This is a genomic window from Bradyrhizobium sp. UFLA05-112, assembly GCF_053572325.1.
This window is the reverse complement of record NZ_JBANBK010000135.1, coordinates 1-14,173: the sequence shown is the minus strand read 5'-3', so window position 1 is coordinate 14,173 and position 14,173 is coordinate 1. Positions and strand designations below refer to the sequence as shown.

The following is a 14,173-nucleotide window of genomic DNA, read 5'->3' as shown; positions in this document are numbered from 1 at the left end:
ACACCAGGTACTTTCCGCAATTCTTCCTTGCGGACGCCCTCGACCATGCGCGCGATCTGGAGCGACAGGGACGGGCTTGCGCCCGCGATCCGCGCCAGGATGATGCGGGTCTCACGATCTACGTCGGGATAGTCGACATAGTGATAGAGGCAGCGCCGGCGCAGCGCATCGGAGAGCTCGCGGGTGCCGTTCGAGGTCAGCACTACCTGCGGGATGGTGATCGCCGGAATCGTGCCAAGCTCGGGGATCGAAACCTGGAAGTCGGACAACAGCTCCAGCAAAAATGCCTCGAACTCGTCGTCGGCGCGGTCGATCTCGTCGATCAGCAGCACCGGCGCCTGCGCGCGGCGGATCGCGCCGAGCAGCGGGCGTTCCAGCAGGTATTTTTCCGAGAAGATCTGGTCCTCGATGCTGTCGGTGCCGCGATGCGCCTGGATTGCCAGCAATTGGCGCTGGTAGTTCCATTCGTAGAGCGCGGAGGACTGATCGAGACCCTCATAGCATTGCAGACGGATCAGCTCCGTCGCATGCACCTTGGCGAGCGCCTTCGCCACCTCCGTCTTGCCGACGCCCGCCTCGCCTTCCAGCAGCAGCGGACGCCGCAACAATTGCATCAACGAGATCGCAGTCGCGAGCTCCGCGTCGGCGATGTAGCCCGACGCGGCCAGCGCTTGCGCGATCTCGTCACGGCCTTTCATCGCTACGCGACCGCCCCGAGCTGCTTCGCCGCCTTCCAGTTGCGCCAGTAGTCGTGCGGCATCTGGATGTGCGTTGACCCCAGAAACGAGAACGCATCATTGACGGCATTGGAGAAGGCCGGCACGCCGCCGACATTCGGGCTCTCGCCGACGCCCTTGGCGCCTATGGGGTGATGCGGCGACGGGGTAACGGTGAAGTCGGTCTCCCAATGTGGGGTCTCGACCGCGGTCGGCATGAAAAAGTCCATGAACGAGCCGGTAACGACATTGCCGGTGTCGTCATAGCGGATCTCCTGGCCCATCGCGATCGCGAAGGCCTCGGTGAGGCCGCCATGCACCTGGCCCTCGATGATCATCGGGTTGATGCGGGTGCCGCAATCGTCGAGCGCATAGAAGCGCCGAATCTTGTACACGCCGGTATCGACGTCGATGTCCATCACGCAGAGATAGGCGCCGAACGGATAGGTCATGTTGGGCGGGTCGTAGTAGCTGACCGCCTCGAGCCCCGGTTCCATACCCGGCGGCACGGAGTTGTACGCCGCCCAACAAATGTCTTTCATCGACATGAACCTTTCCGGCAGGCCCTTCACGCGGAAACCGTCGATGTCCCATTCGAGGTCGTCCTCATGGACCTCGAGCTTATAGGCTGCGATCATCTGCGCCTTGGCCTTGATTTTTCGCGCAGCCATCGCGATCGCGGCGCCCGCGACCGGCGTCGAGCGCGAGCCGTAAGTGCCGAGCCCGTAAGGCGCGGTGTCGGTGTTGCCCTCCTCGACCTGAATGTTGTCGGCGGGAATGCCGATCTCGGTCGCGATAATCTGCGCCCAGGTGGTCTCGTGGCCCTGGCCCTGGCTCTTCGTGCCCATGCGCGCGATGCCCGCACCGGTCGGATGCATGCGGATCTCGCAGGAGTCGAACATGGCGATGCCGAGGATGTCGCAATTCTTCGACGGACCGGCACCGACGATCTCGGTGAAGAAGGAGACCCCCAAGCCCATGATCTCGCGGGTCTCGCCGCGCTTGAAGGCTGCGCGCTTGTCCGCCTGCTCCTTGCGGAGCGCAACGTAGTCGGTCGTCTCCATCATCTTGCGCATGGCGGTGTGGTAGTCGCCGGAATCGTATTCCCAGCCCAGCGCCGAGTGATAGGGAAACTGCTCCGGCTTGATAAAGTTCTTCAGCCGCAGCTCGGCCGGATCCATGCCGAGCTTCTGCGCCAGGATATCCATGGCGCGCTCGATGCAGTAAGCCGCCTCCGTGACGCGGAACGAGCAGCGATAGGCGACGCCGCCCGGCGCCTTGTTGGTGTAGACGCCGTCGACGGCGAGATGCGCCGTCGGGAAGTCGTAGGAGCCGGTGACGATGTTGAAGAAGCCGGCCGGCCATTTCGACGGGTCGGCGCAGGCGTCGAACGCGCCGTGATCGGCGAGCACGTGGACGCGAAGACCGGTGACCTTGCCATCCTTGTTCGCGGCGATTTCGGTGGTCATATGATAGTCGCGTGCGAACGAGGTCGCAGTCAGGTTTTCGATGCGATCCTCGACCCATTTCACCGGCTTGCCGGTGACGATGGAGGCGACGGCTGCGCAGATGTAGCCGGGATAGGCGCCGACCTTGTTGCCGAAGCCACCGCCGATATCGGGCGAGATCACATGGATCTTCTGCTCCGGCAATTTCGCGATCAGCGACACCACCGTGCGGATCACGTGCGGGGCCTGGAAGGTGCCCCAGATCGTCAGCTCGCCCTTGATCTTGTCAAATGAGCAGACACACTGGCAGGTCTCGAGAGGCGACGGGTGGGTGCGGTGATAGGAGATCATCTCCTTGATCGTCACCTCGGCCTTCCTGAAGGCCGCGTCAGTCAGATCCTTGTCTCCGACCGTCCATTCGAAGATGTGGTTGTGGTGCTTGCGCGGGCCGTGCGCGCCCGTGGTCTTGCCGGCGAGATCCTCGCGCAGCACCGGCGCATCAGGCGCCATCGACTTGAAGGGATCGACCAACGGCGGCAACGGCTCGTATTCGACGACGACCTTGTTGACGCCGTCGTCGGCGGCATAACGGTCGGTCGCAACCACGAAGGCGACCTCCTGGTTCTGGAACAGCACCTTGCCGTCGGCCAGCACCATCTGCACGTCGCCGGCAAGCGTCGGCATCCAGGCGAGGTTCACCGTCTTCAGCGTTTCGGCGGTGATCACCGCGAGCACGCCGGGGACTTTCAGCGCCTCGCTGTCGTCGATTTTCTTGACGCGCGCATGCGCATGCGGCGAGCGAACGAAGTCGCCATGCAGCATGCCCGGCAGCTTGACGTCGTCGACGTAATTGCCCTTACCTTGGGTGAAGCGGATGTCCTCGACGCGCTTGCGCTTGCAGCCCATGCCTTCGAGTGCGGCCGTGCGTTGTTCCCGCGTGGGAGTTAAGTCGTTCATTCCGCGGCCTCCTTGAATTCGATGCCGTTGAGCTTGGCAGCGGCGTATTGGATCGCCCTGACGATGTTCTGGTAGCCGGTGCAGCGGCAGATGTTGCCGGAAATGCCCATCCGGATTTCCTCTTCGGATGGCGAGGGATTCTCCTTCAGCAAGCGGTGCGCCCGCATGATCATGCCGGGCGTGCAGAAGCCGCATTGCAGGCCGTGCATCATGCGGAAACCTTCCTGCAAGGCCGACAGCGAGCCATCGGCATTGGCCATGCCCTCGACGGTCGTGATGTCGCTGCCATCGGCCTGGACCGCGAACATGGTGCAGGACTTCACCGACATGCCGTCGATATCGACGGTGCAGGCGCCGCAATGGGTGGTCTCGCAACCGATATGGGTGCCGGTCATCGCCAGATTCTCGCGGATGAAATGCACCAGCAGCGTTCGCGGCTCGACGAGGCCTTCGACCTCAGCGCCATTCACCTTCATGGTCACATGCGTTTTTGCCATTCGTCCCTCCCCTAGCGCGCGCGGCTTGCGGCGCGTTGCAGCGCCCGCGCCACCATGATGCCGCCGACATGCTTGCGATATTCGACAGGTCCGCGGGCGTCCGCCGCCGGCGACATGATCGCTTGCGCCGCAGCGGCAGCGTTTCTCAGCGCAGCCGCATCGAGGCTCGTGCCGATCACGGCTTTCGCGGCGTCAGCCGCGAGCAACGGCGTCTCGTGGACATTGGTGAGGCCGATCGCGCAGGTCGCGACCTTGCCGCCCGCCATGGTCAGCACGGCGGCTGCGGCGGCGGTCGCGTAATCGCCGACCTTGCGCTTGAGCTTTTCATAGCCATAGCCATGGCCGTCCGCCAGCACGGGGACCGATACCGCGGTGAGGATCTCGCCGGGCTCGAGCGCGGTGAAATAGGCGCCCTGGTAGAAATCGGTCGCCTTCACCTCGCGGGCGCCATGCGCGCCTTCGAGGCGATAGGTCGCGCCCAGCGTCAGCATCAGCGCCGGCATGTCGTTGCCGGGATCGCCATTGGCGACATTGCCGCCGATCGTGCCGCGGTAGCGCACCTGCGGATCGGCGATCAAGAGCGCGGCCTCATGGAGGATCGGCACTGATCTTGCGACATCCTCGGAGGCGAGCAGATCATGCTGGGTGGTCATCGCGCCGATGACGAGGTTATTGCCGTCGCGGCGGATGCCCTTGAGACCGGCGATGCCGTGGAGGTCGACCAGATGAGTGGGGCTCGCCAGCCGAAGCTTCATCATCGGCACCAGGCTGTGCCCGCCGGCCAGCGGCCGCGCGTCCTCGCCGAGGTCGGACAACAGTTTGACGGCGTCGGCAACACTTGCCGGCCGGTGATAGCTGAATGCGCCGGGGATCATCGTCTCCTCCCAATCGTCCTTGCGCGCGGTGGCGCGGACGTTGGGCGGGACCGTCTCCCTGGGCGGAGCGAGCCGCAATGGTTGGGGCACAAAGAGTGGATTTTCGCACGAAATGCGGACTGGAACGCACGAATTGCGTCAGCTTGCGCGACCCTCTTCACCCTGCACGCAACAACGGGGAGAGGGAGTGAGACAGCGCTACGCGTTTCGCCGCGTCGCCAGCCCCAACCTCGCCTTCACCTCGGCGATCTTGGCGCGGCTCACCGGCACGCGGTGCGGGGACGGGCCGTCGAGCTCAAGCACGGCACCATCGCCCTCCCTGCGGACGAGGGCGACGTGGGGGATGCAGACGATGTGGCTGCGGTGCACCCTGAGAAACAGGCTCGGATCGAGCTGCGCCTCGGCCTCCGAGATCGACCACGGGCACATCCGCTCGCGGGTGCCATCATGCACCCGCGTATAGTGTGCGTCGGCGCGGACACTGCGGACATCGGCGGTATCGATGAAATGCGTGCCGTCGGCGCCTTCGACGGGCAGCCGCGGGACGGGTGCCGCGCGCGGCGGCTGGCCGAGGCCACCGAGCGGCGCCGACACCGGCCGCAGTGGCGCGGCAACAGAAGCCGGCTCGGCCGCGAACGCGACTGCCGGCGCAACGGGATCGCCGGCCATCGCCGGCACCAGGGTCTGCCGGCGCGGATCCGGCACCAGCGAAAGCAGGAAGCCGGCCGCGATCACGAAGCACAGCACGGCCACCACGATGGAGAGAATTTGTTGCGATGCCGCAAGGCTGCCGCCGAGATGCTGATGCGCTTCACCGGTGAGCGGCATGAAATGCATGCCGTGCATCGCGGTGTAATGCATCCCGGACACCGCGACGCCGAAGGCGATCGCGCTCACGATCAGGCGAAAGCCCTCCTGCTGCGCGAGGAAGGCGCGCAAGCCGCCATAGGCGGTGCCGATCGCAACCACGACCGAGAGCAGCACGATTGGTTCGTCATGCGCGATGGTGAACGGCCCGGAAAGCCCATGGATGCCGACATAATGCATGCTGCTGATGCCGACGCCGAGCAGCACGGCCGAGGACACCACCCGCTTCAGCGATGGCTCGCCGATCGACACGAAGAACAGCGAGATGCCGACCACCAGCGCGCAGATCAGGAACGAGATGATGGTGGGCAGCACGAGATAGACGGTGTCCGGCGGCAGCGGCGCTGCCAGCATGCCGACGAAGTGCATGGTCCAGATGCCGACGGCCAGAAATGTCGCCGCACCCGCGAGCAGCACGCGGTTGCTGACGCCCGGGGTGTTGCGGATGCGCGCCGCAAGCGCAAAGCCGGTATAGCCGCCCAGGCTCGCGATCGCTACCGAGAGCGCGACCAGATAGGGATCGTGTCCTTCGAACATGATCTTGCCGGCCGGTCCGTCTCCACGGACCGCCTCCTCCCGCCGCCGAGTTTATCAACGCGGCGGCGGGAATGACAATCGGCGGCCCGTGAGACGAAGGTTATACGATCCCCGCCGCGACCTGGCCGCGCAGCCGCTCCAGACCGTGCAGCGTGTTGGCGCAGGCCTCGGCAACCTCCACTCCCTTGATCGCAAAGTGCTTGCGGAAAAAGTCGTAGTGCACCTCGGTCTCGTGGAATTGTTGCGGCGTCAGCACCGCGGAGAACACCGGCACCTCCGTGCGCAGCTGCACGTCCATCAACGCCTTGATCACGGTGTCGGCGACGAACTCGTGGCGGTAGATGCCGCCATCGACGACGAGGCCGGCCGCGACGATCGCGGTGTAGCGCCGCGTCTTGGCGAGGATCTGCGCGTGCAGCGGGATCTCGAACGAGCCCGGCACCTGAAACACGTCGACATGGGTGAGATGCCGCGCCTCGGCCTCCTTCAGGAAAGCAAAGCGCGCCTCCTGCACGACATCGTGATGCCAGCAGGCCTCGACGAAGGCGACCCGCTGCGGCTTTGCGAAGCGGGGATGCTCGTGCGTCGGCGGCTCGGGTGGAACCGGTGGAGGCTGGGTTTCTTGGGAGGGTTGAAGCTGGGATGCTTCGACTTGCGGGTCTTGCAACATCTGATTCATGGCTTTCCTTCTTAAGGACCAGAATCAGGGCATACGGAACGACAAGCGGCCGCATCCTCGCGATGCGGACCGCCACCGACCGTTCTCTTTCATCCGGACTTTAACCGTCGGCTTCGGAGTTGCACCGAATCTGCTGACCCTTCCCCTTTGCGGAGGAAGGCGCTCGCGGGCTTGGGCCTTTCGGCCCTTACCGCCGGTGGGGACTTTCACCCCGCCCTGAGAACATCGGCCGTTCGGAATGAACGACCTGAATGAAATATGACGCCGGCGGGCGGCTGCGGCAAGCGCGTTCCCTATGGGGAAAAGGCATAGTCCCATGCCGCCGGGGCGGTCCGGCATCCCATGAAACGGAATTTTGGGACCGCATTAACGATTGCCGCGCCAGTGGCTCCATCCGATTCCGATTTGTTCTCAAATTAATAATTGTGACCGAGATGAGCTGTGGACGAGCCTGTTGGACCTTGTGGACGGACTCGCGACGGAGTTGCGCAGATTCCGCAAATCACATCAGTTGATCCCCGACAGGCCCGCGCGATCCGAGGGGATCGCCGTTAGCGACGTTAAGGGAGCGCGCGCCGGACCAACCGCGTGCGTATCAAGATAACAATAAGGCAAGAGGTCGAGACGGCATGTCCCTGCTCGAAAGTAATATCGATTCCCGCAGCCACCCGCTCTCGGTGGTGGAGGACATCGCCGCAAGCAACAACTGGGCGTTCGAACGTTCCGGCGACGACGAGATCACCATCGTCTCGAAGGGACAGTGGACCGACTATCAGCTCTCCTTCACCTGGATGGGCGAGATCGAGGCGCTGCATCTGGCCTGCGCGTTCGACATGAAGATTCCGGTTGCGCGCCGCTCCGAGGTGCAGCGGCTGGTCGCCGCCATCAACGAGCAATTGTGGGTCGGACACTTCGATCTGTGGACCCACACCGGCATGATCATGCACCGCCAGGCGCTGATGTTGCCGGGCGGGCTGACCGCATCGACCGCGCAATGCGAGGCCATGCTCGCCGGCGCCATCCACGGCTGCGAGCGTTATTTCCCTGCGTTCCAGTTCGTGGTGTGGGCGGGCAAATCGACCACGGAGGCGATGGACGCCGCGATGTTCGACACGGCGGGCGAGGCGTAACTTCCTCTCCGATGCGGTGAGGGAGCCGCGGCTCCCTCCTCATCGTCGTCCCGGACAAGCGAAGCGCGGATCCGGGACCCATACCGCGTGATTTCGCTCGTGGCACGCCGCTTGTTGCCGACACCTCCATCCACTAGAACCTCTTGTGGTTACGCGACGAGCGCAGGCGCTCGCGCGGGGGTCCTGGCTTTCGCCAGGACGACATCGAGTGGGTAGCGGGCAGCGATGGCGAATGACAGCACCTTGAAGGACATCACCGGCACCATTCTCCTCGCCGGCGCGGGCAAGATGGGCGGCGCGATGCTGACCGGCTGGCTGGCGCAAGGCCTCGATCCTGGCCACGTCGCGGTGATCGAGCCGCACCTGTCGCCGGAGATCAGCGCGCTTGCCGCGAAAGGCGTCGCGCTCAATCCGGATGCGAAGGCCGCCGGCAGCGTCGAGACGCTCGTCGTCGCCGTGAAGCCGCAATCCTTCCGCGAGGCCGGCGCGAAGCTGAGGCCATATGTTTCTTTGGGCACCTCGGTGGTCTCGATCATGGCGGGAACCACGATTGCCTCGCTGCAAGAGGTCTGCGGCGGTGCCGTCGTGCGCGCGATGCCGAACACGCCGGCCGCGATCGGCCGCGGCATCACGGTCGCCGTGGCCGCGAACAATGTCAGCGACAAGCAGCGTGCGGTGGCCGACGCGCTGCTCCGTGCCACCGGGTCGGTCGAATGGGTCGAGGACGAAGGCTTGATGGACGCGGTCACGGCCGTCTCCGGCTCCGGCCCTGCTTACGTCTTCCTGCTCGCCGAAGAGCTCGCGCGCGCCGGCGTGGAGGCAGGCCTGCCGGAAGCGCTCGCAACCAAACTCGCGCGCGAGACCGTCGCAGGCGCGGGCGAGCTGTTGCACCGCTCGGAGCTTGCCTCGAGCACGCTACGTCAGAACGTCACCTCGCCCGGCGGCACCACCGCCGCGGCACTCGAAGTGCTGATGGGCGCGCCCGGCCTGCGCGAGCTGATGATCCGCGCGATAGCCGCGGCGACGAAGCGATCGAAGGAACTGGCGAAATAGCCTGTCCCTCATGGTGAGGAGGCGCGAAGCGCCGTCTCGAACCATGAAGGCCCCGGTCATGCCCGCGGCCATCCTTCGAGACGCTTGCTCCGCAAGCTCCTCAGGATAAGGTCAGAGCAAGCGGATCCAAAAGCCTGCACCTACCCGCCCAACCGCTTGTTGAACGTCTCGACATTGACGAGGCCGCGGGCGTGGCGGCCTTCGCCGAGCTTGCGCGCACCCTCGAACGCCTGGACCTCGAAGCGGATCACCCGGCGCTCGACCGTGATCACCTTCGCGGTGGTCCGCACCGTCGCGCCGACGAGGCTAGCCGCGAGATGACGGATGTCGACCTCCGTGCCGACTGTGACCCAGCCCGGCTGAAGCGCGTCGCGGATGGCATCGCCCGCGGTCATCTCCATCTCCAGGATCATCATTGGCGTCGCATAGACCATCGGCATGCCGGGCACGAAATGCCCGACCGTGCGCTCCGCGGGCACCACCAGCGTGCGCTCCGCGCTCATGCCGATCTTGATGAAGTCGCGTGCGTCCATGGATCAACCTGCTTCGCTGTCGTCCCGGACAAGCGAAGCGCAGATCCGGGACCCATAATCACAGGATCGAGTCTTGCGAAGGCTGGCAATTCACAGCTTGCGCCCACAACCACTCTCGGTGGTTATGGGTCCTGGCTTTCGCCGGGACGACGGTTGTGATTGCTGCTACGGCTGCGACTATTTCTTCGCCGCGGCCGCGCGCTCCACGAAGGTCTTGCCGCCCTTCATCTTGTGGCGAAGCGGCGCCTCGTTGATCTGGATGACGACAGCTTCCGCATCGACGCCGAGATTCTTCACCAGCGCCTGCGTGATGTCGCGCATCATGCCGGCCTTTTGTTCGTCGGTGCGGCCTTCGGCCATGCTGACGGTGATCTCAGGCATCGTCTTCTCCCTGCAGCTTTCGCTATGACCGGGCACATCCCGGTCATTCATGGTCGTGCGCATCAAACAGGACGCAGATGCCCGGGACAAGCCCGGGCATGACGGCTATCGCGAATAGCTAACCCCAGCTCACGTCATGGCGCGCCAGCACCTCGCGCACCTTCGCGGCGAGGTCAGCCTCGCTGCACGAGAACTGCGCCGGGCGCGTTTCGCGCCATTCCTGGTTGGAGGCGATCGCGGCCGCGGCCTTGGCGCCTTCGATCAGATCCTTGATTTGCACCTCGCCACGCGCCTTCTCATCCGAGCCCTGGATGATCACGCAAGGCGAATTGCGACGGTCGGCATATTTGAGCTGGTTGCCCATGTTCTTCGGATTGCCGAGATAGAGCTCGGCGCGGATGTCCGCGGTGCGCAAGGCGCTGACCATTTTCTGATAGTCGGCGACGCGGTCGCGATCGAACACGGTGACGACGACGGGGCCGAATTCGGGCCGCGTGTCGAGCTTGCCGAGCAGCGCCAGCGCGGCCTGAAGCCGCGACACGCCGATCGAAAAACCTGTCGCCGGCACCGGCTCGCCACGAAAGCGCGAGACGAGACCGTCATAGCGTCCGCCGCCACCGACCGAGCCGAAGCGAACCGGGCGGCCCTTCTCGTCCTTGGTGTCGAGCAGGAGTTCGACCTCGTAGACGGGGCCAGTGTAGTATTCGAGGCCGCGCACGACGGAGGGATCGATCTTGATGCGATCTTCGCCGTAGCCGGCCGCTGCGACGAGCTTGCCGATCTGGTCGAGTTCGTCGCGTCCCTGCTGCCCGATGGCACTGGCCGCCAGTCGCGAATCAAGCGGCGCGTTATTCTGCTCGATTGCGGAGATGACGAGCGCGATGTCGTCCTCTTTCAGTCCTGCGCCCTTGGTGAAGTCGCCGGACTCATCCTTGCGCCCCTCGCCGAGGAGTTGTCGCACACCAGCAAGACCAAGCCTGTCGAGCTTGTCGATCGCGCGCATGACCGTGAGCCACTGGACGTCGTCGGCGATGCCGAGAGCATCGCGCACACCATCGAGAACTTTCCGGTTGTTCACCTTCACGACGTAGGAGCCGCGCGCAATGCCGAGCGCTTCCATCGTGTCCGCGGCCATCATGCAGATCTCGGCGTCCGCCGCTGGCGTCGCCGAGCCGACCGTGTCGGCGTCGAACTGCATGAACTGGCGGAAGCGGCCAGGGCCGGGCTTCTCGTTGCGGAAGACGTAGCCGGCGCGGTAGCTGCGATAGGGTTTTGGCAGCGTGTCGAAATTCTCGGCGACGTAACGCGCGAGCGGTGCGGTCAGGTCGTAGCGCAGGGAGATCCACTGCTCGTCGTCGTCCTGGAACGAGAACACGCCCTCGTTCGGGCGGTCCTGGTCGGGCAGGAATTTTCCGAGCGCGTCGGTATATTCCATCGCCGGCGTCTCCACCGGCTCGAAGCCATAGAGCTCGTAGACCGCGCGGATCTTCTCGACCATCTGGCGCGTGGCCTTGATCGCGGCGGGATCGCGATCCTCCAGCCCGCGCGGCAGGCGCGCCTTCAGTTTCTGGGGTTTTTTGGATTTTTCGGCCATGCGCGGCGTTTACCAGCCGACGCGCGATGCGGCAACTGGCGTATCCGCCGAACTTGTCATGGCCGGGCTTGTGCCGGCCATCCACGCGCCGCCGCAATGCTGCACCTTAGACGTGAATGCCCGGGACAAGCCCGGGCATGACGGAGAATGCGGCTGGCGCAGAAACCCTTACGCCGCTTCCCGCTTGTCCTTGGGCTGCACCTCGGCCGCATAGTCCCGCATCAACTGCTCGGAGATTGCGCCGGGCGTAAACTTCCACTCCGCGATCTCGGAGACCGGTGTCACCTCGGCGGCGGTGCCGGTGATGAAGCATTCGGCAAAACCGTCGAGTTCCTCCGGCATGATCCGCCGCTCGATCACCTCGATGCCGCGTCGCCCAGCGAGATCGATGACGGTGGCGCGGGTGATGCCGGCGAGGAAGCAATCGGCGATCGGCGTGTGGAGCTTGCCGTCCTGGACGAAGAAGATGTTGGCGCCGGTGCATTCGGCGACGCGGCCTTCCCAATCCAGCATCATCGCGTCCGCATAGCCTTTGCGCTCGGCCTTGTGCCTGGAGATGGTGCAGATCATGTAGAGGCCGCTGGCCTTGGCGAGTGCCGGAATCGTGCGCGGATCGGGCCTTCGGTATTCGGCGAGATCGATGCGGATCCCCTTCAGCCTCGCGGCGGGATCAAAATAGCTCGGCCATTGCCAAGCGGCGATTGCGAGGTGAATGGTGTTGTTCGGTGCGGAGACGCCCATCATTTCCGAGCCGCGCCAGGCGATCGGACGGAGATAAGCATCCGGCAGATTGTTCGTGTCGATGACGAGCTGTTTGGCTGCGTCGATCTCCGCGACCGAGAACGGGATCTCGAAATCGAGGATGTTGGCCGACGCCTTCAGCCGCTCGGAATGAGCGGTGCTCCTGAACACCCTGCCGCCATAGGCGCGCTCGCCCTCGAACACGCAGCTCGCATAATGCAGGCCATGTGTCAGCAGATGGACGCTGGCATCCTTCCACGGCACCAGCCTGCCGTCGTACCAGATGACGCCGTCGATCTCATCGAATGAAACTCCCATGATTTTCTCCCGCTTGTGTTGAATTCATCGCACACGCGCCCGTGCACGCGTCCCGGCAGGACGCGTGCTGGCCGTGCTCAATCAGGGAGACGTCAGGGAAGCGGCGGCCTGAGACCGCCGCAGGTCAAAACACCTTGCGGATCCAGTCGTGCGGGTCGTTGGTGCGGCCGTACTGGATGTCGACCAGCTGCTTGCGCAGCCCCATGGCGACCGGGCCCGCGGCGCCGCCGCTGATGAGGAAGTCGCCGCTCGCCGAGCACACCTTGCCGATCGGCGAGATGACGGCCGCCGTGCCGCAGGCGAAAGCCTCCTTCAGCTTGCCGCTCGCAGCATCCTTGCGCCACTGGTCGATCGCGTAGGGCTCCTCGCGCACCGTCTTTCCGGCGTCCCTGGCGAGCGCGATGATGGAGTCGCGCGTAATGCCCGGCAAGATGGTGCCGAGCGGCGGGGTGACCAGCGACCCGTCATCGAACACGAAGAAGATGTTCATGCCGCCGAGCTCCTCGACATAGCGTCGCTCGACCGCATCGAGGAACACGACCTGGTCGCAGCCATGCTCGATGGCCTCGGCCTGGGCACGCAGGCTCGCGGCGTAATTGCCGCCGCACTTGACAGCGCCAGTGCCGCCGACCGCAGCGCGCGTGTAGTTCTCCGACACCCAGATCGAGACGGGCGCAGGGCCGCCCTTGAAATAGGAGCCGACCGGCGAGGCGATGACGGCAAAGATGTATTCCGCCGACGGCTTCACGCCGAGAAAGATCTCGTTGGCGATCATGAAGGGCCGCAAGTAAAGACTGCCCTCGCCGCCCGGCATCCAGGCGCGGTCGATCCGCACGAGCTGCTCCACCGCCTCGATGAAGACGTCCTCAGGCAGCGGTGCCATCGCCATGCGCTCGGCGGAACTCTTGAAGCGCCGTGCATTGGCGTCGGGACGGAACAGGTTCACGCCGCCGTCGTCGCGCTTGTAGGCCTTCAGGCCCTCGAATATCTCCTGGGCGTAGTGCAGCACGGCACCGGCCGGATCGAGCTGGAAATTGGTGCGGGCTTCGACATGTGCGTCATGCCAACCGCCCTTGGCCTGGCTGTAGCGGACCACAGCCATGTGGTCGGTGAAGACCCGGCCGAAGCCAGGGTTTTCAAGCTTTGCCGTGCGCTCCTTCTCGGAGGTCGGATTGGTGGCAGGCTGGATTTCGAATTTCAGACTCATTTTTCCCTTGCCTCCCGCTGTCGCAATCGGCGCGCGGAAGCGCGCCGGCCTGCCTCTTTCGGGCTCGATAACTTAACCAGGTCTGGCTCCGACCGTGACCAGCCTTGTTACGGCCGGTTTCCCGTGGCCAGCATGTCGCGACAGGACATGCTTTTGCGGAGGGCGGAAGTCCAGTATGTTTTGCCGATATGCTCGACAATCGCACGGTAGATCTGGTCCGGCCGGCGCTGCCTGTCCTGCACTTCCCCGGCCGCTTTGGACAACCATCATCCCGAACGAACCGATCTAAAATTTCGTCCGGGTCGATCGTTTTGTAACATTGAACCCAAGATACGTCAATATGCCTGACATAAATTTCGTGAGTCCCTCCCCCGATGCCGCCGAGACCAAGCCGGCGACAAGCGATGTGGGCAATTTGCGCTGGGATATCATCGAGCTGCTGTTCTTCGCCTATCGTGATTTCGTCGGCGATCCCGACCAGGAGCTGGAGGCGTTCGGCTTCGGCCGGGCCCATCACCGCGTCATGCATTTCGTCTACCGCTATCCCGGCCTCAAGGTCGCCGACCTCCTGGACGTCCTGCGTATCACCAAGCAGTCGCTCGGGCGTGTGCTCAAGCAGTTGCTCGATGAGGGCTATATC

General features: G+C 64.5%; 13 protein-coding genes, 1 pseudogene and 1 riboswitch. Of the genes and pseudogenes, 3 read left to right on the top strand and 11 right to left on the bottom strand.

Annotated features, from left to right (window positions below; translation table 11 throughout):
- The 6 genes from SO180_RS40055 to SO180_RS40030 form a co-directional block, all read right to left on the bottom strand.
- On the bottom strand, positions 1–698 hold a 698-nt coding region (locus SO180_RS40055), incomplete at its 3' end, for an AAA family ATPase (protein WP_449384296.1).
- A 2-nt stretch (positions 699–700) separates the two neighbouring features.
- Positions 701–3,121 carry an aerobic carbon-monoxide dehydrogenase large subunit gene (locus SO180_RS40050; RefSeq protein ID WP_449384295.1) on the bottom strand — a complete coding sequence of 807 codons (2,421 nt, stop codon included), beginning with the start codon at positions 3,119–3,121 and terminating at the stop codon, positions 701–703.
- A complete protein-coding gene (locus tag SO180_RS40045; RefSeq protein WP_449384294.1) occupies positions 3,118–3,618 on the bottom strand; it encodes a (2Fe-2S)-binding protein in 501 nt (166 codons plus the stop codon). Before SO180_RS40045 ends, SO180_RS40050 begins: the two co-directional genes overlap by 4 nt.
- Positions 3,619–3,629: 11 nt before the next feature.
- On the bottom strand, positions 3,630–4,493 hold the full coding sequence (locus SO180_RS40040) for an FAD binding domain-containing protein (RefSeq protein ID WP_449384297.1): 864 nt from the start codon (positions 4,491–4,493) through the stop codon (positions 3,630–3,632).
- Positions 4,494–4,691: 198 nt separating this feature from the next.
- Complete coding sequence (locus SO180_RS40035; RefSeq protein WP_449384293.1) at positions 4,692–5,897, bottom strand: MHYT domain-containing protein; 1,206 nt, start codon at positions 5,895–5,897, stop codon at positions 4,692–4,694.
- A gap of 100 nt (positions 5,898–5,997) precedes the next feature.
- Positions 5,998–6,576 (bottom strand): 6,7-dimethyl-8-ribityllumazine synthase, encoded by a 579-nt coding sequence (locus tag SO180_RS40030; protein ID WP_449384292.1) that lies wholly within the window; start codon positions 6,574–6,576, stop codon positions 5,998–6,000.
- Between the two features lie 77 nt (positions 6,577–6,653).
- A riboswitch (FMN riboswitch) is annotated at positions 6,654–6,804 on the bottom strand.
- A 401-nt stretch (positions 6,805–7,205) separates the two neighbouring features.
- On the opposite strand from SO180_RS40030, the gene SO180_RS40025 reads away from it, so the two are divergent.
- Positions 7,206–7,706, top strand: coding sequence for a type III secretion system chaperone family protein (locus SO180_RS40025; protein WP_449384291.1), 501 nt, complete (start codon positions 7,206–7,208; stop codon positions 7,704–7,706).
- A gap of 225 nt (positions 7,707–7,931) precedes the next feature.
- Positions 7,932–8,759 carry a pyrroline-5-carboxylate reductase gene (gene proC / locus SO180_RS40020; protein ID WP_449384290.1) on the top strand — a complete coding sequence of 276 codons (828 nt, stop codon included), beginning with the start codon at positions 7,932–7,934 and terminating at the stop codon, positions 8,757–8,759.
- Between the two features lie 140 nt (positions 8,760–8,899).
- Here the strand turns inward: proC and SO180_RS40015 are convergent, their stop codons facing one another.
- From SO180_RS40015 to SO180_RS39995, 5 genes and pseudogenes are all read right to left on the bottom strand, one after another.
- Positions 8,900–9,292 (bottom strand): thioesterase family protein, encoded by a 393-nt coding sequence (locus tag SO180_RS40015; protein ID WP_449384289.1) that lies wholly within the window; start codon positions 9,290–9,292, stop codon positions 8,900–8,902.
- 177 nt (positions 9,293–9,469) lie between these two features.
- Positions 9,470–9,673 carry a tautomerase family protein gene (locus SO180_RS40010; RefSeq protein WP_057741976.1) on the bottom strand — a complete coding sequence of 68 codons (204 nt, stop codon included), beginning with the start codon at positions 9,671–9,673 and terminating at the stop codon, positions 9,470–9,472.
- A gap of 249 nt (positions 9,674–9,922) precedes the next feature.
- A pseudogene (gene hisS / locus SO180_RS40005) lies at positions 9,923–11,267 on the bottom strand (histidine--tRNA ligase); the annotation flags it as partial.
- A gap of 168 nt (positions 11,268–11,435) precedes the next feature.
- Positions 11,436–12,326, bottom strand: a complete 891-nt coding sequence (locus tag SO180_RS40000) for a branched-chain amino acid aminotransferase (RefSeq protein WP_449384288.1) — start codon at positions 12,324–12,326, stop codon at positions 11,436–11,438.
- Between the two features lie 124 nt (positions 12,327–12,450).
- Positions 12,451–13,533, bottom strand: coding sequence for a branched-chain amino acid aminotransferase (locus tag SO180_RS39995; RefSeq protein ID WP_449384287.1), 1,083 nt, complete (start codon positions 13,531–13,533; stop codon positions 12,451–12,453).
- A gap of 340 nt (positions 13,534–13,873) precedes the next feature.
- Here SO180_RS39995 and SO180_RS39990 point away from each other — a divergent pair.
- Positions 13,874–14,173 (top strand): MarR family winged helix-turn-helix transcriptional regulator (locus SO180_RS39990; RefSeq protein ID WP_449384286.1); only part of this gene is annotated, 300 nt, incomplete at its 3' end.